Origin of the sequence: Nocardia pseudovaccinii (assembly GCF_050942345.1) — a bacterium.
Lineage (GTDB): Bacteria > Actinomycetota > Actinomycetes > Mycobacteriales > Mycobacteriaceae > Nocardia > Nocardia pseudovaccinii.
This window is the reverse complement of the sequence record NZ_CP192074.1, coordinates 7,252,117-7,278,760: the sequence shown is the minus strand read 5'-3', so window position 1 is coordinate 7,278,760 and position 26,644 is coordinate 7,252,117. Positions and strand designations below refer to the sequence as shown.

General features: G+C 66.1%; 25 protein-coding genes. 5 read left to right on the top strand and 20 right to left on the bottom strand.

Annotation, left to right across the window (positions count from 1 at the left end):
* Positions 1-86 precede the first annotated feature (86 nt).
* Positions 87-2,072 carry an asparagine synthase (glutamine-hydrolyzing) gene (asnB, locus tag ACQPZ2_RS32755; protein ID WP_433521964.1) on the bottom strand — a complete coding sequence of 662 codons (1,986 nt, stop codon included), beginning with the start codon at positions 2,070-2,072 and terminating at the stop codon, positions 87-89.
* A gap of 601 nt (positions 2,073-2,673) precedes the next feature.
* Here asnB and ctaC point away from each other — a divergent pair.
* Together ctaC and ACQPZ2_RS32745 are read left to right on the top strand one after the other, a co-directional pair.
* Positions 2,674-3,660, top strand: coding sequence for an aa3-type cytochrome oxidase subunit II (gene ctaC, locus ACQPZ2_RS32750; RefSeq protein WP_433527586.1), 987 nt, complete (start codon positions 2,674-2,676; stop codon positions 3,658-3,660).
* Between the two features lie 13 nt (positions 3,661-3,673).
* A complete protein-coding gene (locus tag ACQPZ2_RS32745) occupies positions 3,674-4,090 on the top strand; it encodes a cytochrome c oxidase subunit 4 (protein WP_433521963.1) in 417 nt (138 codons plus the stop codon).
* A 73-nt stretch (positions 4,091-4,163) separates the two neighbouring features.
* Here the strand turns inward: ACQPZ2_RS32745 and ACQPZ2_RS32740 are convergent, their stop codons facing one another.
* The 6 genes from ACQPZ2_RS32740 to qcrB all read right to left on the bottom strand — a co-directional run bounded on the left by ACQPZ2_RS32740 (position 4,164) and on the right by qcrB (position 10,538).
* Complete coding sequence (locus tag ACQPZ2_RS32740; RefSeq protein WP_433521962.1) at positions 4,164-4,988, bottom strand: SDR family NAD(P)-dependent oxidoreductase; 825 nt, start codon at positions 4,986-4,988, stop codon at positions 4,164-4,166.
* Between the two features lie 147 nt (positions 4,989-5,135).
* On the bottom strand, positions 5,136-6,413 hold the full coding sequence (locus ACQPZ2_RS32735; protein ID WP_433521961.1) for an FAD-binding oxidoreductase: 1,278 nt from the start codon (positions 6,411-6,413) through the stop codon (positions 5,136-5,138).
* Between the two features lie 52 nt (positions 6,414-6,465).
* Positions 6,466-8,025 carry an alkaline phosphatase D family protein gene (locus ACQPZ2_RS32730; RefSeq protein ID WP_433521960.1) on the bottom strand — a complete coding sequence of 520 codons (1,560 nt, stop codon included), beginning with the start codon at positions 8,023-8,025 and terminating at the stop codon, positions 6,466-6,468.
* Between the two features lie 73 nt (positions 8,026-8,098).
* Complete coding sequence (locus ACQPZ2_RS32725) at positions 8,099-8,563, bottom strand: nitroreductase/quinone reductase family protein (protein ID WP_245720957.1); 465 nt, start codon at positions 8,561-8,563, stop codon at positions 8,099-8,101.
* A gap of 128 nt (positions 8,564-8,691) precedes the next feature.
* Positions 8,692-8,919, bottom strand: a complete 228-nt coding sequence (locus ACQPZ2_RS32720; RefSeq protein ID WP_433521959.1) for a hypothetical protein — start codon at positions 8,917-8,919, stop codon at positions 8,692-8,694.
* A complete protein-coding gene (gene qcrB / locus ACQPZ2_RS32715) occupies positions 8,916-10,538 on the bottom strand; it encodes a cytochrome bc1 complex cytochrome b subunit (RefSeq protein WP_433521958.1) in 1,623 nt (540 codons plus the stop codon). The genes ACQPZ2_RS32720 and qcrB overlap by 4 nt, the downstream gene beginning before the upstream one ends.
* Positions 10,539-10,900: 362 nt before the next feature.
* On the opposite strand from qcrB, the gene ACQPZ2_RS32710 reads away from it, so the two are divergent.
* Positions 10,901-12,112: an RNA-guided endonuclease InsQ/TnpB family protein gene (locus tag ACQPZ2_RS32710; protein WP_433527585.1), complete on the top strand. Its 1,212-nt coding sequence runs from the start codon at positions 10,901-10,903 to the stop codon at positions 12,110-12,112.
* A gap of 122 nt (positions 12,113-12,234) precedes the next feature.
* Here the strand turns inward: ACQPZ2_RS32710 and ACQPZ2_RS32705 are convergent, their stop codons facing one another.
* From ACQPZ2_RS32705 to ACQPZ2_RS32655, 11 genes are all read right to left on the bottom strand, one after another.
* Positions 12,235-12,987, bottom strand: a complete 753-nt coding sequence (locus ACQPZ2_RS32705; RefSeq protein WP_433521957.1) for a hypothetical protein — start codon at positions 12,985-12,987, stop codon at positions 12,235-12,237.
* A 366-nt stretch (positions 12,988-13,353) separates the two neighbouring features.
* Complete coding sequence (locus ACQPZ2_RS32700) at positions 13,354-14,079, bottom strand: lysophospholipid acyltransferase family protein (protein ID WP_433521956.1); 726 nt, start codon at positions 14,077-14,079, stop codon at positions 13,354-13,356.
* 210 nt (positions 14,080-14,289) lie between these two features.
* The gene (locus ACQPZ2_RS32695) at positions 14,290-15,303 is read right to left on the bottom strand and encodes an ROK family protein (protein ID WP_063042047.1); all 1,014 of its coding nucleotides are present in this window, start codon (positions 15,301-15,303) and stop codon (positions 14,290-14,292) included.
* A complete protein-coding gene (locus ACQPZ2_RS32690) occupies positions 15,300-15,764 on the bottom strand; it encodes a hypothetical protein (RefSeq protein WP_433521955.1) in 465 nt (154 codons plus the stop codon). Before ACQPZ2_RS32690 ends, ACQPZ2_RS32695 begins: the two co-directional genes overlap by 4 nt.
* Positions 15,765-15,828: 64 nt before the next feature.
* Complete coding sequence (locus tag ACQPZ2_RS32685; RefSeq protein ID WP_433527584.1) at positions 15,829-17,121, bottom strand: ArsA family ATPase; 1,293 nt, start codon at positions 17,119-17,121, stop codon at positions 15,829-15,831.
* Entirely contained in the window at positions 17,121-17,558 is a 438-nt protein-coding gene (locus ACQPZ2_RS32680; RefSeq protein WP_040688545.1) for an SRPBCC family protein, read from the bottom strand. Before ACQPZ2_RS32680 ends, ACQPZ2_RS32685 begins: the two co-directional genes overlap by 1 nt.
* 40 nt (positions 17,559-17,598) lie before the next feature.
* On the bottom strand, positions 17,599-17,988 hold the full coding sequence (locus tag ACQPZ2_RS32675) for a polyketide cyclase / dehydrase and lipid transport (RefSeq protein WP_433521954.1): 390 nt from the start codon (positions 17,986-17,988) through the stop codon (positions 17,599-17,601).
* 284 nt (positions 17,989-18,272) lie between these two features.
* Positions 18,273-19,400: a glycosyltransferase family 4 protein gene (locus ACQPZ2_RS32670; RefSeq protein ID WP_433521953.1), complete on the bottom strand. Its 1,128-nt coding sequence runs from the start codon at positions 19,398-19,400 to the stop codon at positions 18,273-18,275.
* A 193-nt stretch (positions 19,401-19,593) separates the two neighbouring features.
* On the bottom strand, positions 19,594-20,592 hold the full coding sequence (locus ACQPZ2_RS32665) for a hypothetical protein (protein ID WP_433521952.1): 999 nt from the start codon (positions 20,590-20,592) through the stop codon (positions 19,594-19,596).
* Positions 20,593-20,598: 6 nt separating this feature from the next.
* Positions 20,599-21,624: an NlpC/P60 family protein gene (locus tag ACQPZ2_RS32660; RefSeq protein WP_433521951.1), complete on the bottom strand. Its 1,026-nt coding sequence runs from the start codon at positions 21,622-21,624 to the stop codon at positions 20,599-20,601.
* Between the two features lie 247 nt (positions 21,625-21,871).
* A complete protein-coding gene (locus ACQPZ2_RS32655) occupies positions 21,872-22,444 on the bottom strand; it encodes a C40 family peptidase (RefSeq protein WP_433521950.1) in 573 nt (190 codons plus the stop codon).
* A 607-nt stretch (positions 22,445-23,051) separates the two neighbouring features.
* On the opposite strand from ACQPZ2_RS32655, the gene ACQPZ2_RS32650 reads away from it, so the two are divergent.
* Both ACQPZ2_RS32650 and ACQPZ2_RS32645 read left to right on the top strand, forming a co-directional pair.
* Positions 23,052-24,821 carry a DEDD exonuclease domain-containing protein gene (locus tag ACQPZ2_RS32650; RefSeq protein WP_433521949.1) on the top strand — a complete coding sequence of 590 codons (1,770 nt, stop codon included), beginning with the start codon at positions 23,052-23,054 and terminating at the stop codon, positions 24,819-24,821.
* Between the two features lie 5 nt (positions 24,822-24,826).
* A complete protein-coding gene (locus ACQPZ2_RS32645; protein WP_040688558.1) occupies positions 24,827-25,102 on the top strand; it encodes an Lrp/AsnC family transcriptional regulator in 276 nt (91 codons plus the stop codon).
* 7 nt (positions 25,103-25,109) lie between these two features.
* Here ACQPZ2_RS32645 and ACQPZ2_RS32640 read toward each other — a convergent pair whose 3' ends face one another.
* Complete coding sequence (locus ACQPZ2_RS32640) at positions 25,110-25,406, bottom strand: hypothetical protein (protein WP_433521948.1); 297 nt, start codon at positions 25,404-25,406, stop codon at positions 25,110-25,112.
* A 134-nt stretch (positions 25,407-25,540) separates the two neighbouring features.
* Positions 25,541-26,596 carry an anthranilate phosphoribosyltransferase gene (trpD, locus tag ACQPZ2_RS32635; RefSeq protein WP_433521947.1) on the bottom strand — a complete coding sequence of 352 codons (1,056 nt, stop codon included), beginning with the start codon at positions 26,594-26,596 and terminating at the stop codon, positions 25,541-25,543.
* Positions 26,597-26,644: the final 48 nt, after the last annotated feature.

Sequence of the window (26,644 nt, the reverse complement as noted above, 5' to 3'; positions counted from 1 at the left end):
CGGCTTCCATCTGCGCATGTTGCGCCGTGCACGCCCTTACCCACGAATCGGTGCGCGGCGTGCGAAAACGTGCGCGGCAGAGGTGACTACAGCGAGACCGGGTAGACCGGCTCCTGGATGTCGGGAGTAATGCGCTTCTCCACGAAGATCCCGTGCCAGACCATGAAGACCAGCAACGTCCACAACCGGCGGCTGTGGTCGCCGCGGCCCGCGCGGTGGTCTTCGAGCATGCCCTTGATCGCGCCCTTGTCCAGCAGGTGATCGGTCTGCGATTCGGCGATCTGCAGGTGCGCCCAGTCGTAGAGTTCGGTGCCGCGCAACCAATGCCGCAGTGGGACAGGGAAACCCAGCTTCGCTCGGTGCAGCACATGCGGCGGGACGATGCCCTCGAGTGCCTGGCGCAGCGCGTACTTCGTGGTCTCCTTGGTGATCTTCTGCTCGTAGGGCAGTTGCTCGGCGACCTTCAGAACCTCGGAATCCAGGAACGGCACGCGCAGCTCGAGCGAATTCGCCATGGTCATCTTGTCGGCCTTGACCAGGATATCGCCGCGCAGCCAGGTGTAGAGATCCAGATGCTGCATGCGCGCGACCGGGTCCCAGCCGCGTGACTGTGCGTAGATCGGCGCGGTGACGTCCCGGTGGGTCCATTCCGGCCGGAATTCGCGCAGCACCGCACGCAACTGCGCATCGCTGAAGCTGCGCGCATTGCCGTAGTAACGCTCCTCCAACGGGAGCGAACCCCGGTGCAGCAGACTCTTACCGCGGGTGCCGTCCGGAATCCGCTCCGAGAGCTTGCCCGCCAGCTTGCGCACGCCACGCGGCAAGTATTCGAAGGGCTTGAGCGACAACGGTTCCCGGTAGATCGTGTATCCGCCGAACAGCTCGTCTGCGCCCTCGCCGGAGAGCACGACCTTGACGTGCTTGCGTGCCTCCTTGGCGACGAAGTACAGCGGAACCAGCGCCGGGTCGGCCACGGGATCGTCGAGGTACCAGACGATTTCGGGGATGGCGGCCGCGAATTCGGCGGGGGAGACCACCTTCACGATGTGCCGCGCGCCGATCGCCTCGGCGCTCTCGGCGGCCACATCGACCTCGGAGTAGCCCTCGCGTTCGAAGCCGGTGGTGAAGGTGATCAGCTTCGGGTTGTGCCGCATGGCCAGCGCCGCGACCGCGGTGGAGTCGATGCCGCCGGACAGGAACGATCCGACCGTCACATCCGCGCGCATATGCTTGGCGACCGAGTCCTCCAGGGCCTCGGCGATATCGCGATAGCGGGCGGCCGCCGAACCGGGTGCGAAGGCCCGCACCTTGAACCGCGGGTCGAAGTAGCGGGTGATCTGCGGCGCCTGGCCCGCCCGCACGGTCGCGTAGTGCCCGGATTCCAGGCGACGGATGTCCTTGTGCAGGGTCTCCGGCTCCGGCACGTACTGCAGCACCGTGTAGTGCTCCAAAGCCCGCGGATCCAGCGCATCGGACAGCCCGAGTGTGGGCAGCAGCTCCAGCAGGCTCTTCTTCTCGCTGCCGAACGCGGTCCCGCCGGGACCCGTCGCCAGGAACAACGGCTTGATCCCGAACGGATCGCGCGCCAGGAACAACTCCTGGGTCTCGGTATCCCAGATCGCGAACGCGAACATGCCGCGCAGCTTGCGCACCGCCTCCGGACCCCAGTAGTGGAAGGCCGCGACGATCGCCTCGCTGTCGCCCTCGGTCTCGAAGATCTTTCCGTCCGGGTACTCCTCGGCGTGCGCCTTCGCGAGCTCCTCGCGGATCTCGATGTAGTTGTAGATCTCACCGTTGAAGGTCAGCGCGTAGCGCTCCCGATTTTCGGCCGGACCCCAGCGCAGCGGCTGGTGCGAATGCTCGATATCGATGATCGACAGCCGGTTGAAGCCGTAGATCACATGATCGTCGTGCCAGGTGCCGCGCTCGTCCGGGCCGCGATGGCGCACGCAGTGCAGGGCGTCGTACACCCGCTCCACTGTGTTCGCCCACCCCGCCAGCTCCGCTGGCTGCCGTCCCCGACGGTCGTCGGTTGCCGCATCAGATGTCAGAAATCCGAGCAGTCCACACACGGCGTCGGCAACCTCGTTTCCGCTTCGGTACGGGCGCTGGCCCGATTGATTGGGTGGCTGCGCCCGATAGGTGGGCGCACAGGACGAAATCTCGTGTCCGAGTATGCCGCACCGGGCGGATTCGTGTGTCGCGCCCACCGGACAGTTGCCCTGCGAAATGTTGTGTCCGCCTGCATCGCACCTGCCCGATCCGGTCGCGTCGCACGCCTTGTACTGCGACGATGTCCGGGTGACCGGATCACCCCCCGCGTCGGCGGAGTGTCGAATGCGACCCGACGTCAAACGGGGCGCCGGTTTGGTCTACGCTGCGTAGTACTCAGGACATTCTCAGTTGGATCGCGCGCGAAGCAAGCGGCCGACGGAATGCCCTGAAACGTGCTTAGGACGTACCGCCGGGCGATCGCAACCCGAGCGGTGCACTGTCGGAATGTGTGGCGACCAGGAAGGCGTGAGCGTGGCGCATAAGGCGAGCGAAGAGATCGGGGCACGACCCGTGAAGGGTCGGCGGAGCTCACCCACCCCGCCGACTTCGTCGGCTTACCGTCCCCAAGGCCGCATCATTCGGCGGGCCGGGCTGGCGGTGTCCCTGGGGATCACCGCGATGCTCGTCTCGGGCTGCTCGATCGACAATGTTTGGCTGCGATTCGGCTGGCCCTCGGGCATCACGCCGCAGGCCACCCGGATGCGGGAGCTGTGGACCTGGTCGGTCATCGCGGCATTGGCGATGGGTGTGCTGGTGTGGGGTCTGACCTTCTGGACCGTCGCCTTCCACCGCAAGAAGAAGGACTCCCCGGAGTTCCCGCGCCAGACCGGTTACAACGTGCCGCTGGAGCTGACCTACACGGCCGTGCCGTTCGTCATCATCGCGGTGCTGTTCTACTTCACCGTGGTCGTGCAGAACTACGTGCACGAGAAGGTCGACAACCCGGATGTGACCGTCGACGTGACCGCATTCCAGTGGAACTGGAAGTTCGGCTACCGCAATGTCGACTTCAAGGACGGCTATCGCTTCGACGGCATCGACAAGGCCCGCGAGGACGCCAACCAAGAAGAGCTCGAGGAGTACAAGGAGCGGACCAAGGACGGTCACCCGCAGCCGGGCCCGGTGCACGGCAAGCCGGAGAACGAGATCCTGTCCTACCTGCACTACGACAAGGTCGAGACCGTCGGCTCCAGCACCGAGATCCCGGTGCTCGTGCTGCCGACCGGTAAGAACATCGAATTCCAGCTGGCCGCGGCCGATGTGGTGCACGCCTTCTGGGTGCCGGAGTTCCTGTTCAAGCGCGACGTGATGCCGAACCCGAAGGAAAACCACTCGGATAACGTCTTCCAGATCACCAAGATCGAGAAGGAAGGCGCGTTCGTCGGCCGCTGCGCCGAGATGTGCGGCACCTTCCACTCGATGATGAACTTCGAGGTCCGTGCGGTATCGCCGGAGAAGTTCACCAAGTACATCGATGCGCGCAAGGCGGGCAAGACCAACGCCGAGGCGCTCGAGTCCATCGGTGAATCCCCGGTCGCGACCACCACACAGCCGTTCAACACCAAGCGCGACACCAAGAGCGCGTCCGCGGTAGAGAGCAAGTGAGGACTGATCTGACATGAAGATCGAAGCGCGGATTTTCGAACTGCTCACGGTGTTCTTCGTCATCGTGGCAATCGTGTACGGCTACTTCACCGGCCAGTCGCGGACCGGTGTCGAATGGGCGGGCACCACCGCGACGGTGCTGACCGCCGGTCTGTCGCTGATCATCGGCACCTACTTCCGTTTCGTCGCACGTCGCCTCGACCTGCGCCCGGAGGACTACGAGGATGCCGAGATCGTGGACGGCGCGGGCGATCTGGGCTTCTTCTCGCCCGGCAGCTTCTGGCCCATCACCCTGGCAGGCGCGGGCTCCATCACCGCCCTCGGCTTGGCGTTCTTCCAGTTCTGGCTGATCGGCATCGGCGTGGTGTGCATCCTCGGTGCGGCCGCCGGTCTGGTGTTCGAGTACTACCTCGGCCCCGAAAAGCACTGAGCGAATAGCTCTTTACCGAAGCGCCCCACCGGATTCCGGTGGGGCGCTTCGGCGTTCCGAGATCGGCCCGTGGTCAGAGCGAGGCGAGGCGGGACAGGATGCGGTTGGTGGAGCGGGGTGCGACACCGGCCAGTCCGCGCAGGGTGCGCGCGAAGCGGGGTTGGAGGCGGGCCGGGCGGGTGCGGATGGCCGTTTCGATCAGCCGGGCGGCGGCGGTCGGTTCCAGAGCGGGCTCGGTGACGTAGTGCGCGATTGTTCCGGTATCCGGTTGGACGGCCGGATATTGGACGGCGGTCACCTGGATGCCGCGCGGCGAGAGTTCGGCGTCCGCGCATTGACCGAAGGTGGTCCAGGCGGCCTGGGAGCTGGCGTAGGAGGCGAAATTCGATGTGGCACCGGTCTTCAGGCTCCACGGGCCCACATTGATCACATGGCCGGAGCCGGATTCCAGCATGGCGGGCAACAGGCCGAGCGTCAGGCGCAGCGGACCGAAGTAGTTGGTCGCCATCATGCGATGGTAGTCACGGAAGCGGTCCAGGGACTGCGAGACGGGTCGGCGCAGCGGACGGCCCGCATTGTTGATCAGTACATCGACCCGGCCGAAATCGCTGAGCACCCAGTCGACGAGCTGATCGACATCACCGAGTGCGGAAATATCGCAGCGGAACCAATTCGCCGCACCGCCCGCCTCGACGATCTGATTGCAGCCGGCGACGAGTTGATCCCCGCGCCGGGCGACCAGCAGCAGCTGCGCACCCTGTGCGGCAAGCAGTGTGGCTGTGGCGTGACCGATCTCGGAACACGCATCCGTCACGAGAACCCGCAGCCCCTCGACGGATTCGGGCCGCTGACGCTTACGATCGGGCAAACAGGGCGGGGCAGTGCGGAATTCGAGCATCAGAGCAACCTTCACCGTAGATGGGCTGAACCAACGCATCGACACCCCGCCGACAGTGCCGAAGTCGACCGCTATCGCCAACAGATAGCCGAACCGCCGGATGGCGGCGAAGCTATTTGCTGGCGACTATATGCGGCGCGACATAGTCTAATCCGCGGAGTCGTACCGCAGGGCGTGTTCGGATGCGCAGATCTCATCGATTCCGGTAACGATGTCGCGCAACAGTTCTGAGGGCAGCGCCGAGGGCCGCAAACGGCAGGTGAAGGTGATCAGTCCGTGGTCCTCGATCGCGAGTCCGCGCGCTTGCGCCTCCTCACGCAGGTACTTCGAGCGCACGCCGTAGGTCATCGCGGAGATGACGGTGAAGCATCCGGTCCGCTCCCGGTGTCCGGCAAACAAATCGTGCAGTCTGTAGAAAACCGAGGTGTAGGTCGACAGCGGCGCGAAAATCGCGACCCGGTAGGCGGGGCCGCGTTCCGAGGAGCTGATGACCGTGTCGGCAAGATACTCCGCATCGCGCAGTGTCAGCACCTTCGGGGCGAACATGAGCGCGCCCGCCGCGGCATTGCGCACCGGTGCACCCGCGCGGCCGCCCGCGGCAGAGGCGATGACGCCCAACGACTTCCTGGTCTTGGTGCCGACCTCACGGCGCGCCCGCAGCGAGCGGGTGGGCGTGGTGGGGTAGAGGCTCGACCACTGGCCGAAACGCACGGTCCCCAGCTGCACATGGCCGGTCCCGACCGGGCGCGAAACCTTCAGTGGCGCGGTATCGACCCAACGACCGACCTGCAGTGCGACATTGCCCGGCCGGGTGATTTCGGCATAGGCATGTTCGACGAAGGAGTCGAAGTCCAGGAAGCGGTCGGCGTCGGTGGTGAGCCAGGTGTGGTCCTTGTCGATATCGACCGCATCGAGGGTGAGTGCGGTGATGATGCCCGCGCGTCCGCCCGCGCCGAGGATCCGGTGGAAGCGCTCCGTGTGGTGATTGCGACCGCAGGTGCCGATGCGTCCGTCCGGATCGACGTACTCCAGGTCCACGATCTGATCGATGAACATGCCGTACTTGTGCGATGCCGTGCTGACACCGCCGACCGAGGCGAAGCCGCCCGCGGTGATATCGCGGTGGTCGCCGACGATCGGCAGACCGAGCCCGTGCGCGCCGAGGCGGCGATCGATATCGGACAGTTTGGCGCCCGCCTGCACTCGCACGGTGCGCCTGCCGAGGTTGATATCGAGCACCGCATTCATCTTTCGCAGCGACACCACCGCGCGCGGATCGGGTAACGACAGGCCATCGTCGATCGGTTCGCCGCCACGCACCGTGAGGTTTTCCGCGCGACCGCGTGAATTCCGCACCGTACGAACGACATCCGCGGTGTCACGAGGTAGATATTCTTCGGCGGCGACAGTGTGCGGCGTGCTCATGGACCGAAAGCTAACCACAGCGCGGCCTCCGATGCTCGTTCGATCTCTACGGTTACCGGACCGGCGGCGCCAGCCGCTGGCTGAACAGGACGGATCCGGTCGCATCGCACAGATTGACCGTCAGTTCCCTTGACTTGCCGTTGATCAGCACCTCACCGAAATGTTGGAAGCTGTCCAGCGGTGAGGCGTTCTGAACGGTCGGTGCGTGCACGAAGACCGCCTCCGGACCGAAGGTGCCGTCGAGCGGATTCGGGCCGAACGCACCGGCATTCAGCGGTCCCGACACGAACTCCCAGAACTCGTCGAAGTCGGTGAAGGCGGCGCGTTCGGGGGAATAGTGGTGGGCCGCGGTGTAGTGCACGTCCGCGGTCAGCCAGACCACGCCGCCCACCTTGTTCGCCTTGATCGCCGAGAGCACTTGGGCGATTTCGGTTTCCCGGCCGGACGGGGCGCCGTTGTCGCCATTCGCGGGGCCCTCGTAGGCCGCGACTTTTTGTTCACCGTCCTTGACGACAAGACCGAGTGGTAGGTCGTTGGCGACGATTTTCCAGGTGGCCTTGGAATCGCGCAGACCCTCGATGAGCCACTTCGTCTGTTCCGGACCGAAGATGCGACCGGTGGGTCCGTTGTCGATGTCGTTGGTGTCCTTATAGGTCCGCATATCCAGGACGAAGATGTCCAGCAGCGGACCATAGGAGATCTTGCGGTAGAGGCGGCTGTCGACCGCCTCCTTGGGCTCCAATGGCATCCACTCGTGGAAGGCCTGCCAGGAGCGCGTAGCGAGGGCGTCCATGCTGCGCTCGCTGTAGCCCTTGGTCACGGCGACCAGGCCGCCGTGGTACCAGTTGTTGACGGTTTCGTGGTCGTCCCACTGGACCACCTGGGCGACCGAGGTATTGAAGCGGCGGTAGTTCTGGTCGGTCAGGTTGTAGGCGTAGTTGCCGCGGAACTGGGCCAGGGTCTGCGCGACAGCGCTTTTCGCCTCGGAGACGGTATTGCGCCAGATCCGGCCGTCGGGCAGCGTCACCGATTCCTGCAGCGGGCCGTCGGCGTAGATCGAGTCACCGGAGTGGATGAACAGGTGCGGGTCGCGCGCGGCCATGGCGGAGAAGATCTTCATACCGCCGAGTTCGGGGTTGATGCCGTAACCCTGGCCGACCACATCACCGGACCACTGCAGCTTGATATCGGATGCGCCGGTGGGCACGGTGCGGAACACACCGGTAATCGGTTCGGAGGTGGCGCCGTCCTCACCTTCCAGGGTGACCCGGTAGTGCACCTGCTGGCCTGCGGGCAGACCGTTGACGCGCACGCGTCCGGTGCCGTCGGAGTCCGGAGTGAGCATCGGGCCGGTGAATCGTTTGGCGTCGGTGAAGGATTCGGTTGCCGCGGTCTCCACGATCAGCTTCGCGGGCTGATCGGAGCGCGCCCAGATCAGCGCGCCGTCGGCGCGCGGATCGCCCACCGCGACGCCGTGGGTGAGTTTCGGGCGCGGCCGGACCAGTGTTGGCCCGTCGTTCGAGCAGGCGGCGAGTGCGGGGACCGCGACGAGACCGAGGGCGGAGGAGCGCAACAGGGTGCGCCGGGAGATGCCGAAGTCCGAACCAGTCATTGGCTTACCTTGGCGCAGGGAGTCCAACACCATGTGAACTCCCATCGTCGGCTCGGCCAACAGGCGCCCGGTATCAGCTGCGCGGTCGGAGTTCGATGATCGGGATGAGCCGGTCGGTCTTCTTCTGGTAGCCGAGATAGCGCGGTTGCACGGCGGTGATCTGCTTCCATGCCTGCTCACGCCGTTGCTCGTCCAGCTGTTCGGCCGTGACGTGGTACTTCGTACCGCCCACCTCGGCCCACACCTGATCCGGGTGCGCGGCGATATTGTGATACCAGCCCGGATGTTGGATCGCGCCGCCCATGGAGGCGACGATCAGCCAGCCGCCGTCGTCGGCCGGAAACCGGCTCACCGTCACCCGACGTTCCTGACCGCTCTTCGCACCGACGGTGGTCAGATAGACCAGGTCCATCCCCATGAATCGGTCGTGGCGGAATCGGTGGTATCGCTCCATCGCCTGGATGAGGAAACGGAACACCGGATTGGGTGACGGCGGTCGGGATCCCCGGGTCCCTGGTGGAATCTTCTGAAAACTCATGATTCGCTCCCATGCCGCTCGGAACTGTCTACCTGACAGCATTCCACTTCGGTGATCATTTCGTGGCCGGACGCCGGATGATCGAAGGCCCCGAACCCGGATGGTTCGGGGCCTTCTGGTGCGAACCCTCAGATGGTGTTGTCGCAGAGGATTTCGAATGCGCGGACGGCGTCTTCCGGGAAGACGAGTACCCGGTGCCGGCCGGGCTGAGCCGGGCCGATGGTGGCGCGGATCCCGTTGTCGCGCAACAGGTCGCGGACCGTGCGGGCGGTGGCTTCGGCGGCCACCGTCGCGGCCGCGACGAGCAGGCCGTAGTCCTCGGTAGTCGGCTCATGCGAGCGCGTGAGCCACATCATGGGGTGTGCCTTTCGCCGTCGGTGCTTCGGTCCTGGTACTTCTGCAGCACGGCGAGCTGTTTGCGTTCCTCGGCGTGCTCGATCTCGAAGTATCGCTCGGATTCCGCCACGGGATCGGGTCGCAGGAAGCTGCCGGTGCCCGGTTTACCCGCCGAACCGAGTTTGTTCATCTTCTTCGGGATCGCCGCGCCCTGGTAGACCAGCGGCACCGGATGGCCGTACTCGTCGACCGGTCCGAGTGCCTGGTGCACCTCGACGTACTCACCGTGCGGCAGTCGCTTGATTATGCCCGTCTCGATGCCGTGCTCCAGCACCGCCCGGTCGCTGCGCTGCAGACCGATGCAGAACCTATAGGTGATGAAGTACGCGATCGGCGGTGCGATCAGCAGGCCGATGCGGCCCATCCAGGTGGTGGCATTGAGCGAGATGTCGAACTTCAACGCGATGATGTCGTTGACACAGCTGAGCGTCAGCACCAGGTAGAAGGTGATCGCCATCGCGCCGATTCCGCTGCGCACCGGCACATCTCGCGGCCGCTGCAACAGATTGTGGGCCGCGTAGTCCTTGGTGAGCCGCTTCTCGATCCACGGGTAGGCGGGCAGGATCACGAGCACCAGGCCCATCACCAGGGCGACCCAGAACGCCGCCGGGATGGTGTAGTTGCCGAGGTATATCTCCCACGGCGGCATGAGCCGGGCCAGGCCGTCGGTCCACATCATGTAGAAGTCCGGTTGCGAACCCGCCGACACCTGCGCCGGGTTGTACGGCCCGAGTTCCCAGATCGGATTGATCTGGAACACCCCGCCCATGATCGCCACCGTGGCGAGGGTGAACATGAAGAACGCACCCTGGTCCGCGGCGAAGACCGGGACGATGCGCGCACCGATGACATTGCCCTCGGTGCGGCCCGGCCCCGGGAATTGCGTGTGCTTCTGATACCAGACCAGCGCGATATGCGCGGCGATCAGCGCGAGCATGATGCCGGGGAACAGCAGCACATGCGTGATGAACAGCCGCGGAATCAGCACCTCGCCCGGAAATTCGCCGCCGAAAAGGGCGAAATGGATCCAGGTTCCGACGATCGGGACGCTCATCGTGATCCCGCCGAGCGGTGAACGCAGACCGGTGCCCGACAACAGATCGTCGGGCAGGCTGTAGCCGAAGTAGCCCTCGAACATGGCCAGGACCAGCAGGGTCGAGCCGATCACCCAATTCGCTTCGCGCGGTTTGCGGAACGCGCCGGTGAAGAAGATCCGCAGGCAGTGCACGATGATCGCGGCCAGGAACATCAGTGCGGCCCAATGGTGTACCTGCCGGACGAACAGACCACCGCGCACTTCGAACGAAATGTCCAGGGAGCTGGCATAAGCCGCCGACATGTGCACGCCGCGCAGCGGTTGATACGCGCCGTCGTAGACCACTTCCGTCATCGATGGATCGAAGTACAGCGTCAAGTAGATGCCCGAGATCAGCAGAATGATGAAGCTGTACAAGGCGATCTCGCCGAGCAGGAAGGCCCAGTGCGTCGGGAAGACCTTGTTTATCGAACGTTTCACAAAGGCCGCGGCGCGGTACCGCTCGTCCGCGGCGTCGGCGTGCTGCGCCGCCTTCGAGCTCATCGCGGGCTCCCGTCCGAGCCGCGTGGCGCCACCTCGTATCGAATGAACAGCACAGGCATTGTCATCTCCTTCTCGATCCGAAGCCAGTACGCATAAGACGATTGAGCGGACCGAAACGTGACGGCTTGGCGTTGAGAGGTTTTGCCGGAGTGCGGGTTAACGGGCGAATGCCCTGAATCGACAGTGCTCCGCGGTGTCGCTTTTCGAACATGTTTGCGATCCGTGGCGGATGGCGGTACAAGTAGAGCGTGTCTGTGGCGCTGCGGAGCAAATCGAACGGTCGGCGGCGCGCCGTTGTCTGTCATCGAACGCTGCGTCGAGCAGCAGAAGGCACCGTGATGGCGTGCTGACAGGGCGTAGATATTAGGCTCGAGTTCACCCCGGAGCAGGCGGATTTCGCCGAACGAATTGGCGGTATCTGCCGCGCGGTGTGGAACACGGGCCTCGAGCAACGCCGCGAATACCGCCGCCGCGACGCCTGGATCAACTACCGGCAGCAGGCAAAAGAACTCGTGGAAGCCAAGGCTGAGCACAGCTGGCTCAGCGAAGCCCCATCGCATTGCCTTCAGCAAACCCTGATCGACCTGGACAAAGCGTGCCATAGGAACGGTACGTTCCGGGTTCGGTGGCGGTCCGGTCGCCATTGGAGGCCGTCGTTCCGTATGCCGGACGGCGGGAAGATCGAAGTGGAGCGCCTGAACAAGCGTTGGGGGCGGGTAAAGCTCCCGAAGTTCGGTTGGGTGCGGTTCCGGATGTCCCGCGCGCTCGGCGGTACCGTCCGTTCCGCTACGGTTTCCCGCGACGGCGGTCGCTGGTACATCTCTTTCCTGGTCGAGGATGGGATCGTCCAACCCGGAAGACATGCCAGTACATCATCGATCGGTGTGGATCGCGGTGTCGCCGTCGCCGTCGCAGCAAGCGACGGACGGCTCTACGACCGTTCGTTCGCTAGCAAAGTCGAGGCCGAGCGGTATAAGCGGTTCCAGCGAAAGCTCGCCCGCCAGAAGAAGGGCAGCGCGAACCGCCGCAGAACCCTCGACCTGATGCGGGCCATGAAGCGGCGGGAGCGGAACCGGCGTGCCGACTTCAACGCCTGGGTAGTGAACCGCCTCACAGCACGTCACGGCATCATCGCGATTGAGAAGTTGCCTGTCTGGAATATGACAGCCTCGGCCCGAGGCACCGTCATTGCCCCAGGAAAGAACGTTCGCCAGAAAGCGGGCCTGAACCGGTCTATCCTCGACAAGGGCTGGTGCCAGTTCGAGCGGGCACTAACCAACGCTGCCCGTTACACGGGCACAACGATTGTGAAAGTACCGGCTGCGTACACGTCGCAAACGTGTTCCCGATGCCGTACGACCGACCCGGAAAGCCGTGAGAGCCAAGCGGTTTACAGGTGCCGGGCGTGCGGGCACAGCGAGAACGCGGACGTCAACGCCGCCAAGAACATTCTCGCCGCCGGGCTGGCGGTGACAGCCTGTGGAGACCTCGGCGCTGGCCGGTCTGTGAAGCAGGAACCCCAACCCTCACAGGTTGGAATCCCCGCCATTAGGCGTAGGGAGGAAGCCAAGTAGTCGGAGATGCCGGCTCGTTGTCTCGTCCGTCGTTATGCGCCTTTGCAATCCGCGTCCATGGCCGAGTCACCCATTCTCGCGCGGATCGGCGTGAGTCGCAGCCCCCGCGATCGACCGAGGCCTCAGGAGAGCAGGAACGTGACGATCGGTAGCACGACGGCCGTGAAGGCGGCGAAAACTGCTGTGCCGATCCGGCTTTTCGGAACCGTGGGGAATCGTGTCGTGACGTAGACGTAGGTGCTGATGGCGATGAATAGCGTGCCCCACACGACCAAGGCGCGGCTGCCGATATCACCGAGTTGATCGGCGAACGCCACAGACATGATCGCGATGGTCAAACCCGCCGGGCCGCCGATCGCGAGCAGTCCCGCGCCTGCATAACTGTTCGTGACCACCGACTTGCCGCCCGCCGACAACACATCCTGTGGATCGGCGGGGCTGGCTCCTTCATCACGGCAGATGAGGTCGAAGACCTTTGCCGGATTGACCCTTTCGTTCAGTGTCTGTCGAAGTTGTGCAAGCGCCTCGACAGCCTGTGTCGTCGCATAGGTGGTGACGAAGCCCTCGCTCGAGGTCCGGAAACCGCCGCGGGTTGTCAGCGTCGGAACCGTGTCCTGAAGATCGAGGAGATCCTTCAGCGCTTTGCGGAAGATTGGATCGAATACCACTCGACCGGCCGCGTACGCCAGTGCGGTAACCGCCCAATGCAACGAGACGTGCCGCCACGCATCCGTGACATCGCCACGGCGGACTATCTCTTCTTCGACTCGCGCGCCGCCTTGCCGAAGGATGCCCAGGATGTTGTCCCATGCCAATTCCCGTGCGCGCTCGATTTGTTTGCCGCCGAATACTGTGATCTCCGGCAGCGACAACACAATTGCCGCTTGTGCGGATGCATAGAGCGGACGGAATCGTACGTCGTCATCTAGGAGTGCGGAGACGACGAAATTGGTGCCGCGGGAGACAGCCTCCGCCGCGGCGTTCGGGCGGCGTCGGCGTTATCGGTTCGGATGTTCCGGACCAACCAGTCGGCGGCCATATTGATGCGGTCATCCACGCTGGACATCGAATGCTCCCCCGGTAGGTGCGAATACGGCACCCAATACCCTAAGTGGAATCGCCTTGGGGGACCAGCGTGCCTGATTGTGAATACCTTTGCGAGGCAAGCAAGTTCGTAGTCGAGCGGTTACATGGAACGAGCCCGGTGGGTTCGGCACCGGGCTCGCAGAGCGGGAAAGGCCTTAGCTGGCGGCCGTCTCCGGGATACGGGTGGCTTCGGGGGTGGAGCCGCTGGGGACGCCCTTCTTCAGGCTGGCGGCGTAGACGTCGACGTATTCCTGGCCGCCGAGCTGCATGAGGTCGTACATGACCTCATCGGTGACAGCGCGTTCGACGAAACGGTTGCCGCCCATGCCTTCGTAGCGGGAGAAGTCGATGGGGGCGCCGAATTTGACGGTCACCTTGTGGCGACGCCAGCGGAACGGGCCGGGCGGGCAGACCTCGAAGGTGCCGATGACGGCGACCGGGATGACGGGCACGCCGGTCTCGAGCGCGAGCCGCGCCAGGCCGGTCTTGCCCTTGTACAGGCGACCGTCGGGGGAGCGGGTGCCCTCAGGGTAGAGGCCGACGAGGTGCCCCTTGTCGAGCAGTTTGCGTGCGGCATTGAGCGCGTCCTCGGCCGCGGAGGCGCCACTGCGGTCGATCGGGTACTGGCCGGTGGCGCTGAAGAAGAACTTCTGCAGCCGACCCTTGAAGCCGGGGGTGGTGAAGTACTCGGCCTTGGCGAGATAGCTGATCCGACGCGGGCTCATCAGGGGAGCGAACAACCAGTCCGAGAAGGACAGGTGGTTCCCGGCCAGGATGGCCGGTCCGTCGGCGGGGATATGCTCCACGCCTTCGACCGTCGGACGGTTGTAGAGGTGCATGAACGGTCCTGGGAACAGGTACTTCAGCATCCAGTAGAGCATGGCGTCCTAACCCCCGCGGCCGGGATCGTTTACGAGTACAACCGTCTGTTGCCGACTTTACCGCTGGGTACAGATCACATCCAAGCCGAGCGGCGTATCTCACCACATGTTCTCGAGTTCTGATATCCGACCGCCCGCGGCGTGAGCGACGGGCCCGGAGGCGGTAGCGGAGCGTGACCACGGAGGGACCCGGGAGCGCCGCAATTGAACTCAGTGGGTGGAACGAGCCGCCCAGGAACGGCCGCGGCCGGTTTCGGCGAGGGTGGCCCTGGCGAGCTCCGCCGCGCCGATCATCCCCGCCGCCTCACCGAGCTGTGTGGTCCGGATCCGGGCGAGCGGCCGATGCCCGGCGCCGGTGATCGCCCGCGCGTACTCCTCGCGCGCCTCGTCCAGGAACTGCGGCGCCGAACTGCTTACGCCACCGGCGATCACGATCAGCCCGGGATCGAAGATATCGCTGACGAATGCCAGTCCGAGCCCGAGCCAGCGGGCGAAATCGGCCATGACCGCAACGGCCAACGGGTCGCCGTCCTGGGCGGCCCCGGCCACCCTGCGTCCGGTCAGCGAACCGGGATCGCGCAGCACCTCGCGCGCCAGCACCGTCGAATGCACCGGATCGGTGGCCAGCATTTCGATCGCGGTGTCGACCAGAGCCGTTCCGCTGCAATACCTTTCCCAGCAGCCGCGTTTCCCGCACGGACAGGACCGGCCCTGCGGCACCACCTGCAGATGTCCCAGCTCGGGTGCGACGCCGTGCGTGCCCCGATACAGTTCGCCGTCGATGAGCAGTGCCGCGCCGATGCCGGTGCCGATCGCGACGAGCACCGAATTGTGCCCGCCCGCCGCCGCGCCGAAGCGGTACTCGGCCCACATCGCGGCATTGGCGTCGTGTTCGAGGATCACCGGTAGTTCGAGGCGTTCGGTCAGCCGCTGCGCGACCGGGGTGTCCTGCCACGGCAGGTGCGGCGCGAAGCGCACCGTCGAGCGATCGGCGTTGATGAATCCGGCCACCGCGAGGCCGACCGCGCCGATCGGATGTCTGCGGCACAGTTCGCGGACCGCACGGTCCAGCGCGTTCTCCAGTGCCCGCGCCGAATGCGGTGTCGGCGCGACCACGGTGTCGAGCACCTCGCCGTCGCCGTCGACCACCGATGCGCGAATATTGGTGCCACCGACGTCGATTCCGACGGTCAGCGGTCGCGCATCTGCTACTCGCGCCGTCATGCCTTGATCGTCACGGGGATGCCGACATAGCGTGATCGCTTGCGCCCGGCCGAGTTCGACTGCCGTGTGCGGGTATCCGCATCGGCGGGTGTGGATTCCGTATCCGGTGGATCGGCGTGCTGCCCGGGGGCGAACGAATGATCGTGCGGCACATCGTCTTCGGGCATCACCGGATCGACCGGGACACCGGCGAGCGCCTCGCGCAGCACGGTGACGATCGCGGTCCCGTGATCGGCCACCACCGCGAGCACATCGTGATGCTCACCGCGCACCAGCGCCGCGGCCGCGCAGACCGGGCACCAACTGCAACTCGACCAGTCCGGCTGTCCGTCGGCCGCGCGACGCAGCACGGGTTCGACCCGTTCCAGCACCGCCTCCGCAAGCAGCTTCAATTCCGCGGCGAATTCGCCGAGGCCGTCACCGGGCTCGGCAGCGCCGGGCCAGTCATTCGAATCGCTCATGCCTGCGCCTCGCTAGCGCTCGGCTCCGGCATGCGCGCCGCGCGCTGTGACATGATTCGCTCGCTCATACCGGCCACGCTTCCGGGTCCGGGTGGAAACGCACGATCAGATAGCCGTTGTCGAGTTCGGCGCCGTCGACCGTGCACCGTCGCAATACCGGCGCCAGGCGCACCCGGCGCCGGACCCCGTCCGCTCCCACGATCAAATCGTCCTCCACTCGTCCCAGTCGCAGCGTCGCCGGATCGACGACGGGCAGGTGCATCCGCAACGCGTACACCGAATGCAGACCGGTGCCCGATTCCAATCGAACCACCGGCTCGCCGGAACTTGTGCGCACCTCCGCCGGATTGTCGCTCAGCTTCGAGTCCGCATTCAACCGCTCACCCGAATCCATCGCATACGACAGCGCGGACAGGGACGTGAGCCCGACCGGTTCGGGCCCGGTGTGCTGTGCGATCAGCACCCGTGTCCCGTTCATACCCCGTTGCAGCCGGTTCACCACATCCAATTGTTCGGCGCGTCGATTCACATACCACTGCACGGCGGGATGGGCGGCCACCTCGAGCGCGGTCGGCGGGGGCACGGCGGGCAGCACCTTGTTCACCACCACCGCATCCAACCGCAGACCGAGCAGGGCCGCCGCCGAACGCACCCGCTCCGATTCGGCGATGGCGACCTGTTCGGCAACGGTGATCAGTCGCGCACCGGTTCGTCCGTGATCGGTGAGCAGATCGTGCACCTCGGTGACCGCCTTGACGATCCGCTCGACCGTGGTGGCCAGCACCGCGCGCCGCAGATCGGTGCCGACCATGCTCATCGCCCGCGCATGCGGCGGCCACATCCGCTCCACATATCCGAGCAGGGTTTCCGGCGCGGTGATGATGCGCAACATATCCGCCGAGGGCGGGCAGTCGACGACGATCACATCCCAGTCGTCCTCGGCGGCGAACTGGCTGATCTCCACCAGCATCAGCAATTCCTGCACGCCGGGCAGTCCGGTCAGCTCGGCCGGATCCAGTGCGGCCAGGTCGATGCCGTGATCGTGGTCGGTTCCGGTCGCGAGCACGCGCACCACCTCGCGGAACCGATCCTCCAGCAGCGCAAGGGAATCGACCTCGATCACATCGAGTCCGGACAGTACGCTCGCGATCCCGGGCACGGTGCCGGGATCATGCGGAAATCGGAAGCCGAGCGCGTCGCCGAGCGAATGCGCCTGATCCAGCGAGGCCACCAGCACCCGCTGCCCCGCCCGGGCATAGGCCATGGCGGTAGCGCAGGCCAACGTCGTCTTGCCGACTCCGCCCTTGCCGATGAATAGTTCGACCCGAGTACCGGCCGCCTCGGGCTTGTGTGTGATCAGCCTTCGACCCGTTTCTTCAGTTCCTTGAGCGCGGTATCGGTGATCACCTTCTCGGCCTTGCGCTTGAACATGCCGATCATCGGAATATTCAGGTCGACGGTCAGCTCATAGGTCACCTCGGTGGTGCCGTCGGGCTGGTCGACGAGTTCATAGGTGCCGTCCTGGGCCTTCTGCAGTTCGCCGCTGATCAGCGTCCAGCTGACCGATTTGTCGTCGGGCCGCCAGGTGTAGGACAGCACGTAGGTGTCCTTGACGACTCCGGCATCCAGCACGAAGCGCGCGGTCCGGGCCCGGCCGTCGGCGCTCTTCTCCAGCACCTCAACGGTTTTCGCCGCCGAGACCCACTCCGGGTAGGACTCCAGATCGGCGATGACGGACATCACCCGCTGCGACGGTGCATCGATGATGATCGACCTCTGGGTCCTGTCGGCCATGGCGGACAACGATTCCTTTCAGCTGCTGTGCTCGTATGCGTCAGCGGGCGGTCGGTGCGGCGTGTGCCGGCGCGACACCGGCCGCGCGGCCCGCCTCCAGCCTGGCCTTGATCTCGAACGACATATCCTTGCCCGCCACCCGGCGCGCCCGATTCGCGGCGGCCATATCCCGTGTCGGCGCCTTCGGTTCGGCGTGCAGGAAGTAGTGCAGGATCACCCCGTCGAGTGCGGGCTCCAGCCATACCTCCATGGTTCCGGTCAGCGCACCGGTGACCGACCAGCGAATACCCTTGTCGGCCCGGTCTTCCCGGACGCTGAGGGTCAGATCGGGCCACCAGCGGCGCCAATTGTTCTCCCCGGCCAGTATCTCGGCGACCGCGGCCCCGGGGGCGGCGACAAACGTCTGATCAGCGACCTGAATACTGCTCACGGCTGCGCCTCGCTGGCGCTCAGCTCCGCCGTGCGCAGAGCGCGCTGGCACATGGTTCGCTCGCTGCGCTCGCTCACTGCCGCGCCTCGCTGACGCTCAGCTCCGCCGTGCGCAAATGCGCGCTGGCACATGGTTCGCTCGCTGCGCTCGCTCACTGCCGCGCCTCGCTGACGCTCAGCTCCGCCGTGCGCAAATGCGCGCTGTGTCTTTGGTTCACTCGCTGACGCTCGTTCACAGCCCGAGCGTAGTAGATCACAGCGCGAACCTGTGAGCCGCCGTCGCCTTTATTGCAGCAGCTGACGCAGTCGCGCGCCCAGACTGTCCCAGCGCCACTGTTCCTCGACCCAGACGCGTCCCGCCGCGCCCATCTCGGCGGCGGCATCGCGATCGGACAGGATCTCGACGATGGCGTCGGCGATCTCGGTGGTCTTGCGTCCGTCGACGACGCGGCCGGTCTTGCCCTCCAGCACGGTCTCCGGCGCACCGCCCGAACGTCCGGCCACCACCGGTACTCCGGCTGCCGAGGCCTCCAGGTACACGATGCCCAGACCTTCGACATCGAGTCCGGCCCCGCGGGTGCGGCTCGGCATGGCGAATACATCGGCCAGGGTGTGGTGGGCGGCGAGTTCGCTGGACGGGACCCGGCCGGTGAAGACCACGTCATCGCTGACGCCGATGGCCGCCGCGAGCCCGTGCAATTTGTCCTCGTACGGTCCGCCGCCCGCGACCACCAGCACCGCGCCGGGAATCCGCGCGCGGATCTCGAGCATGGCGACGATCAATGCGTCCTGGCCCTTGCGCGGAACCAGCCGGGACAGGCACAGGATGGTCGGGCGATCGCCGAGGCCGTAGCGCTGGCGCAGTTCCGCGCGCGCGGCCGGATCCGGCCGGAACACCTCGGTATCCACTCCCGGCGGCAGATATTCGAGTGCGGCATTCGGCCCGAACGCCGAGGCGAACCGGCCGCGCGTATATCTGCTGACATAGGTGACGACATCGGTGTGGTCACCGATCGCGCGCAGTGCCTGCCGCGCACCCGGCAGCATGGACCAGCCGACCTCGTGACCATGGGTACTCGCCAGAATCCGGGTGGCGCCCGCCCGCCGCAGCATCGGCGACAGCAGTGCCAGCGGCGCTGCCGCACCGAACCACACCGTGTCGCAGTTCTCGCTGCGCAGCAGGCGCGCGGCCCGCCGCAGCACCAGCGGGGTCGGCAGCATCAGCGTGGTCGGGTGGCGCACCACCTGGAACTTCTGCTTCGCATCGAATTTCAGATGACTGTCGCCACGCCACCGCGGAGCGTAAACGACCAGATCATCGGGCGGCAGCTCACCGGCCAACGCCTGCAGATACGACTGGATACCGCCCGGCCGCGGCGGGAAATCATTGGTAACCAGCAGAGTTCGGGCCATGCGAACAAACTACTGTGTTGGATTTGCCGCGCCTGCGGCGCGGCGTGTTCGCGGCCCCCTTCTGTCTCGCGTCCGAGCCGTCGAGACTCGCGACTTCGTCGCATGCGCTTCGACGACTCGGACGCGAGACGGGCCGCGAACGGTCGCTCGTAAGACTCGCTCCCGTCGTGGTCAGGGTGCAACGACGCTCGACTCAAGTGGCTTGGGCCGACAACCAACCGCGCCAGTCGGCGACCAGATCGTCGCGGCTGGTGCCGAGCACATCGCGCATGATGCGGTCCTCGCTCGCGTGGTCCTGTTTGCCCGCGGCGATGCGGCGGTACAGCTCGACCAGGCGCGGCTGGTCGAACTTGTCGGCGACGAACGCGCAGACCGACCACGCCTGCTCATAGGCGGCGACGGCGCCGCTGCCCGCGAAGTCGGCGGCGGACGGGAGATCGCGGGGGACATCCCCGGCGCGGATGCGGGTGGCCACCGTCGGTGCGATATCGGCGAAATGATGTCCGGTGCCGAGGTGGGCCACGAATTCGGCGAAACCCTCGAGCATCCACTGCGGTGCGCCGTCGATGGTTTGGGCCCGCGTGGCGATATGGGTCAGTTCATGGCGCAGCAGGGTGCGCAGACCGTCGGCGTCGAGGCGGCGTCCGGCATCGGAGCTGAAGACCACGCGCTGGCCGGTCGGCTGGGTGCCAGGCACGAACGGATCGGCGACCGAGGCCGCGGCGACATCGGCGGGCATGCTCGCGCCCGAGCGCACCAGCGCCGCGAACTCCGACGGATTCGAAGCGACCACCACCATCGCGGATTGGGCCCAGTCCGGCCCCCACACACCGGTGACGGCAGTCGTCGCGGCGGCGAGTTCGCCCGCGAGCGTATCGATTTCGGCCCGCTGCGCCGGATGACCGACGACCAGGGACTCCTGGCCGTTCCCGGTCGGCACCTGCTCCGTGACGAGTTGCCCGAAGGGTTCGAGCGTGCGACGCACCGAGGCAAGGCGCGGATCGTCATCGGCGGCGCGCAGGCTGCCGATCGAAGTCGGCTGGGCCGCACGCAGTTTCGGCAGTACCGAATTCGGCATCATCAGCAGTGCACCGCAGGTTCCCGTCAGGACGGTGACCATCACGACGGTGGCGACGAACTGGAAGCGGCGCCGCACGAACAACCAGGCGTGGGCCCGCCGAAAGCTACTCATAGCTGATTAGTATCGCCGAGCCGAGTGATAGGGCGTCGACCCCATCGGCGCAACGGCTACCGGAACCCCGAATGTGGAGGCGTGCAGCATCATTCCATTGCCCGCATAGATGCCGACATGGGAGATATCGGAATAGAAGAACACGACGTCGCCGGGTTGCAGATCCGCCTTGTCCACCGGGGTGCCGTAAGCGGCCTGCTGCGAACTGGTTCGCGGCACATCCTTGCCGACCTGTTTGAAGGCCCACTGCACCAGGCCGGAGCAGTCGAACTGGTGCGGTCCGGTCGCGCCCCAGACATACGGGTCGCCGATGCGGGTGAGCCCGGCGGCCAATGCACTGGTGCCGCTGCCGGGAACCAGCCCGCGCAGCAGGGTGTCGGTATCGAAACCGGGTGGGAACGGCGATCCGGCCAATGCCGATTTGTCCTTGGTGGACAACTGACCCCACGCCTCGACCACCTGCGCGATGGAGCCGGACAGACCGGCCCGCTTGCGTTCGAGATCGGCGCGCACCTGGTCGGCCTTATCGGAAGCGGCGCGTGCGGTGTCGGCGGCGGCGCGTGCGGTCTTTTCCGCCTCGGTCGCGGCGGCGGTCGCCTGTTTGTAGAGATTGAGCTGCTCGGAGTTCTTGGCCGAGATCACGTCGATGGTGGACATCTGGTCCAGCAGACGCTGCGGCGAATCGCTCAACAGGACAGCGGACAGCCGGCTCGTGCGTGCGCCCTGATAGGCGGCGATCACGGTGCGATCGATGATCGGCTGGAACTTGCGGACTTCCTCGCGGGCCGCATCGGCGGTCTGCGTGGCCGCGTCGAGTTTGGCGTCGGCATCGTGCAGGGCGTCGAGTTTGGTGTCGAGATCGGCCTGTGCGCCGAGTGCCTGTTGATTGAGCTGCTCGGATTCGCGGGACAGGTCGATCATCCGCTGTACGGCCTCACCGGCCGTGGTCGGCATCGCTGCCGGATCGGCTCCGGCTGGACTGCCACCGGAGAGTGCGGCGCCCAATACTGCGGCCGCTAATGCCCCTCCCACCAGACGTTTCCTGCGATGTCTCCGGTGATGTGCTGTCACAGCGCGCCAGGCCCCGTTTCTCTCGTGAAGCGATCTTGTCGCCTCCGCAAGCTGCGGAACTTCTGCGGCGAACTCCGCAAGCCGGGAAGGTCTCGATTAGGTTACGGAACGGCGCATGTCTGTGTCCAGTGGGCCACAAAACGATCACTCATGCCGTCCAGACGCCCAGCCGTCTCGTACGGCCGGGCGGGATGATCGAAAGAGCTGCTCAGAAGCGGCGCGCGCCGGCGACCGGCATGGAGGAGATCGGCGCGAGCTTCACCGGGGTGCCGGAGGTGGAGGCGTGGACGACGTTGCCGTCACCGGCGTACAGGCCGGAGTGGCTGCCGCCGTAGAACGACACCAGATCGCCCGGCTGCAGGTCGTCGAGCGAGACCGGGGTGCCCGCGTTCAGCTGCTCACCGCTGGTGCGCGGCAGCTCCAGACCGGCCTGCTGGTAGGACCACTTGACCAGGCCCGAGCAGTCGAAGGCGTTCGGGCCCGCGGCGCCGTAGACGTACGGCGAGCCGACCTTGCTCAACGCGGCGTCGAGCGCGATATCGCCGACGGACTTCTTGGGGGCCATGAACGGCAGCGGGCCGGGGTTGGGCACCTCGATGCCCGGGATGCCCTGCGGGATCGGGATCTCGTTGGGCACGTCGAAGGTGCCGATGCCGGGGATGGTGACCGGCTGGGCCGAGGCGGGCGCGGCGGGCAACAGGAAGACGCCGAGCGAGGCAGCTCCGACGGCTCCGGCCGCGACGGCACGCTTGGCATGTCGCTTGACGGTGTTGGTCGCCATGATGCGGTACTTCCAATCTGCCCCACGACGCCGCACCCGGTGGTACAGCGGACTGCGTGTCGAAGCACCGTCGGGTGGTGCGCCGAACTCCGTGAGGTCTCGAAAAGGTTACGAACACATCACGGTGTTTTGTAAAGCCGGAGACATCCGAAATGGCGATGCTCAACAAATTTGCCCCCGAATATGTGCGACTTATGTCACACCAATCACGAAACAATAACGACGCGTGATTTCCCAAGGATGGCGGCATCGCCGCCGGTCTCCTCGACATCTGAGGGCGGCGTGTCCCAGACGCTGAAATTCTCAGGATTTCCCCAGGTCGCGAAGGTATCTCGGCGTATGCTCGGCCGGGCGAGTCGGACCGAACGGTCTTCTCGTTGGCATCGCTGGCAGCACGCCGAGGGTGCCGACGCCTGGCGCCCGGGCGTGTCTGTCCGATTGATGCAATTCGCCGAATAATGTGACGTGCACCACTTTTGGGTGTTCTAGATCATTTCGTGGGAATCGGAGCGAAATCCTCGCCGTGTAATTCGGACATTTCTCTGCTGAAATCCCAGGTGGCTTTTCCGGGCGGGACCTGTCGTACCGAGGCCCTACGCTGCACGCCGTGCCCGATCCGACGCCGCGCCAGGCCGCCGCACTGCAGTTGGCCTTCGACGAGCTCGAGACGCCGCTCTACGACACCACCTTCGTGGTCGTCGACCTCGAGACCACGGGCACCAGCCCCGAAGGCGACGCCATCACCGAGATCGGTGCGGTGAAGGTGCGCGGCGGTGAGGTGCTGGGGGAGTTCGCGACCCTGGTGAATCCGGGACGGGCCATACCGCCCGCGATCGTGCAGATCACCGGGATCACCACCGCGATGGTCTACGAGGCCCCCCGGATCGAGGCGGTGCTGCCGGGTTTTCTCGAATTTGCCAAGGGTGCGGTGCTGGTCGCGCACAACGCCCGCTTCGACATGGCCTTCCTGCGCGCCGCGGCGGCCCGCATGGATACGTCGTGGCCGAGCGGGCCGGTGGTGTGCACGGTGAAGCTGGCGCGGCGCGTGCTCGCCCGCGACGAGGCCCCCTCGGTCCGGCTCGGGGTGCTCGCGCCACTGCTCGGTGCGAGCACCCAGCCGAACCACCGTGCACTCGACGATGCAAGGGCGACAGTGGACGTGCTGCACGCCCTCATCGGGCGGGTCGGCAATCTCGGCGTGCACAGCCTGACCGAACTGCTCGACTATCTGCCGAATGTCACACCGCGCCAACGCGCGAAGCGGGTGCTCGCCAACGATCTGCCGTCGAGTCCGGGCGTCTATCTCTTCCGCGGGCCCTCCGGCGAAGTCCTCTATATAGGGACGGCCGTGAACCTGCGCCGACGCGTGCGTAATTACTTCACCGGATCCGAGACCCGCGGCCGGATGAAAGAGATGGTCTCCCTTGCCATCCGGGTCGACCACGTGGTGTGCGCGCACGGTCTGGAGGCCGGGGTGCGCGAGCTGCGACTGATCGTCGCGCATACGCCGCCTTATAACCGGCGGTCGAAATTCCCGAAGCGCGGTTGGTGGATAACGCTGACCGACGAACCTTTTCCCCGATTCGCGATCGCGCGCACACCGACCGCGGATGCGTTGGGGCCCTTCCCTTCCCGGATGGACGCGAACGACATCGCGCTGACCATCGCGGAGCACAGCGGCCTGCGCACCTGCACCGCGCGACTGCCGCGCGAGGGTCGCCACGACTGTCCGCCCGCGGTGGTCGGCGGATGTCCGGCGGCCGTGAGCGGCACTCCTATATATAGGGAGGAATACGAACCCGCCGCCGCGGCCGTCCGGGCGCTGTTCGCCGGGCATTCCGACGCGGCGCTGCGGGCCATGCTCGACCGCATCGAAACCCATTCGCACGCCGAACATTTCGAGGCCGCCGCCCGACTGCGCGACCGGACCGTCGCGGTGGTGCGGGCGCTGCACCGCACCCAGCGACTCGCCGCGGTGGCGCGGATCGCCGAACTGATCGCGGCGCATCCGGACGGTGCGGGTGGTTGGGAGTACGCGGTGATCCGCTATGGGCGGCTGGCGGGGGCTGGCACCTCGGCGCGGGGTGTGCCGCCCATGCCGGTGATCGAACGCATCGTCGCGGCATCGGAGACCGTACTGCCGGATCCGGTGCCGCCGTTGCGCGGCGCGTCGCCGGAGGAGGTCGGTCTGGTGACGCGATGGTTGGGGCGGCCGGGGGTCCGGATCGTGCGCACGAGTGAGGGATACGGCGATCCGATCCGAAGTGCCGGACGCTGGGCCGGGTGGGCGGATCTCGCCGATGCGGCAGCACGGGCCCGGCCGCACGGGCCGGAGACCGAACTCGCGGAGTACAAGGGCGGTGACCGCCTAGGCTGACAGCCATGATTACCGCGATCGTGATGATCCAGGCCGAGAACGCCCGCATTCCGGAAACCGCACAGGCGGTCGCCGACACCGTGGGCGTGACCGAGGTCTATTCCTGCGCGGGCGATGTCGACCTGATCGCGATCGTGCGGGTGCGCGACCACGAAGAGATCGCCGAGGTGGTGACCGGCCGGATCGACAAGACCCCCGGCGTCGCCCGCACCACCACCCACATCGCCTTCAAGTCCTACTCCAGCGCCGACGTCGAAGCGGGCTTCTCCCTCGGCGAGTGAGCCGTACTCAGCGAACGAGGATGGAGGACCCGAAGAAGGTGCGAGAGGCGCCGGAGGCGAGTACGGCGCCGGCTTCGCCCTTGCAACCGGCCATATAGAAGACGGTGACGGTGGCGTCGGTGTGGTTCTCGATGGCCAAGGGGGCGGCGCCGCCGCCGATCTGCAGGCAGCCGGACGGTTCGCGGTAGACGCTGCCGTTGACGACCAGGCTGCCCTGTGCCGCGTGCGCGGCGGCGGGTCCGACGGCGATCGCCGCGGCGATCGATAGCGCGCCTAGTGCCGCGTAAACGCCCCGCTTCATCATGTGCTCCTCAGCAGTCGAGCCGGGCGGCGTACGCCCGACGCGAAAACGGGGCAACGCCGGATTGCCGCGTCACTGTAACCTGCACCGCCACAAGAGGTCTGCCGACATGCGGCGCACGATGAGCGCCGCGGCAGTCAGTTGTCGCCGAGGGTATTGGTGAGCTTCGCCCAGCGGTCGAGCAAGGCCGCGGATCTGCCGGTGTCGATGGCTTCGGCGGCGCGATCGATGCCCGCGGCGATGGCGTCGTGGATATCGTCGTCCGGATCGCCGACCCCCTGAGACAAGTCGTAGGCGACGATGGCGGCGGCGGAGTTCAGCAGTACGGCATCGCGCACCGGGCCAGCGCTACCCGCGAATACGCTGCGTGCGACACCCGCGTTGACCTCGGCGTCACCGCCGCGCAATGCGTCCAGCTCGACGTGCGCGATGCCGATGCGGGTCGGATCGATGGTGGTTTCGCGCAGTTTTCCGCCCGACACCACCCACGCGTCGGTGGTGTCGGAGGTGGTGATCTCGTCCAGGCCGTCATTGCCGCGCACCACGATGGCGCTGGCGCCGCGCTCGGCGAAGACCCCGGCGATCACCGGCAGTAGTTCGGGGAACGCGCAGCCGACCAGCCCGGCCCGCGGTTGCGCGGGGTTGGTGAGCGGGCCGAGCACATTGAAAACGGTGGGGATGCCGATTTCCTTGCGGGCCGGACCGGCGAAGCGCAACGCGGGATGGAACAGTGGCGCGAAGCAGAAGCCGATGCCGACCTCGCGCACGCAGCGAGCGACGGCCTCGGGGCCGAGGGCCAGCTTCACGCCCAATGCCTCCAGCACATCGGCGCCGCCGCTCTTCGAGGAGGCCGCGCGATTGCCGTGCTTGACCACGGGCACACCGGCCGAGGCCACCACGATCGAGGACATCGTCGAGATATTCACCGAACCGGACCGGTCACCACCGGTCCCGACAATGTCCACCGCGTCACCGTCGACGTGCACCAGGCGGGCGTGGCCGAGCATGCCCGCGGCCATGCCGGACAGCTCGGAAGGAGTCGGGCCCTTGATCTTCATCGCGACACCGAATGCGGCGATCTGTGCCGGCGTCGCATTGTCGGTGAAGATCTCGTCGATCACCCAGGTCGTGTCGTCCGCTGCCAGATCGCCGCCATCGGCAAGGGTCCCGAGTACTTGGGGCCAGCTGCGCATGTCCACTTCTCCTGTCACCACTGGTTCGCGCACCAGTCTGTCGCGATA

Coding starts and splice junctions, on each gene's coding strand:
- trpD (WP_433521947.1), bottom strand. CDS start 26,596: ATGCGCAGCTGGCCCCAAGTACTCGGGACCCTTGCCGATGGCGGCGAT.
- ACQPZ2_RS32695 (WP_063042047.1), bottom strand. CDS start 15,303: ATGACGGCGCGAGTAGCAGATGCGCGACCGCTGACCGTCGGAATCGAC.
- ACQPZ2_RS32640 (WP_433521948.1), bottom strand. CDS start 25,406: ATGATGAAGCGGGGCGTTTACGCGGCACTAGGCGCGCTATCGATCGCC.
- ACQPZ2_RS32735 (WP_433521961.1), bottom strand. CDS start 6,413: ATGAGCACGCCGCACACTGTCGCCGCCGAAGAATATCTACCTCGTGAC.
- ctaC (WP_433527586.1), top strand. CDS start 2,674: ATGCTCGTCTCGGGCTGCTCGATCGACAATGTTTGGCTGCGATTCGGC.
- ACQPZ2_RS32700 (WP_433521956.1), bottom strand. CDS start 14,079: ATGCTCTACTGGATGCTGAAGTACCTGTTCCCAGGACCGTTCATGCAC.
- ACQPZ2_RS32730 (WP_433521960.1), bottom strand. CDS start 8,025: ATGACTGGTTCGGACTTCGGCATCTCCCGGCGCACCCTGTTGCGCTCC.
- ACQPZ2_RS32740 (WP_433521962.1), bottom strand. CDS start 4,988: ATGCTCGAATTCCGCACTGCCCCGCCCTGTTTGCCCGATCGTAAGCGT.
- ACQPZ2_RS32745 (WP_433521963.1), top strand. CDS start 3,674: ATGAAGATCGAAGCGCGGATTTTCGAACTGCTCACGGTGTTCTTCGTC.
- ACQPZ2_RS32670 (WP_433521953.1), bottom strand. CDS start 19,400: ATGGCCCGAACTCTGCTGGTTACCAATGATTTCCCGCCGCGGCCGGGC.
- ACQPZ2_RS32655 (WP_433521950.1), bottom strand. CDS start 22,444: ATGGCGACCAACACCGTCAAGCGACATGCCAAGCGTGCCGTCGCGGCC.
- ACQPZ2_RS32665 (WP_433521952.1), bottom strand. CDS start 20,592: ATGAGTAGCTTTCGGCGGGCCCACGCCTGGTTGTTCGTGCGGCGCCGC.
- ACQPZ2_RS32720 (WP_433521959.1), bottom strand. CDS start 8,919: ATGATGTGGCTCACGCGCTCGCATGAGCCGACTACCGAGGACTACGGC.
- ACQPZ2_RS32725 (WP_245720957.1), bottom strand. CDS start 8,563: ATGAGTTTTCAGAAGATTCCACCAGGGACCCGGGGATCCCGACCGCCG.
- ACQPZ2_RS32645 (WP_040688558.1), top strand. CDS start 24,827: ATGATTACCGCGATCGTGATGATCCAGGCCGAGAACGCCCGCATTCCG.
- qcrB (WP_433521958.1), bottom strand. CDS start 10,538: ATGAGCTCGAAGGCGGCGCAGCACGCCGACGCCGCGGACGAGCGGTAC.
- ACQPZ2_RS32690 (WP_433521955.1), bottom strand. CDS start 15,764: ATGAGCGATTCGAATGACTGGCCCGGCGCTGCCGAGCCCGGTGACGGC.
- ACQPZ2_RS32680 (WP_040688545.1), bottom strand. CDS start 17,558: ATGGCCGACAGGACCCAGAGGTCGATCATCATCGATGCACCGTCGCAG.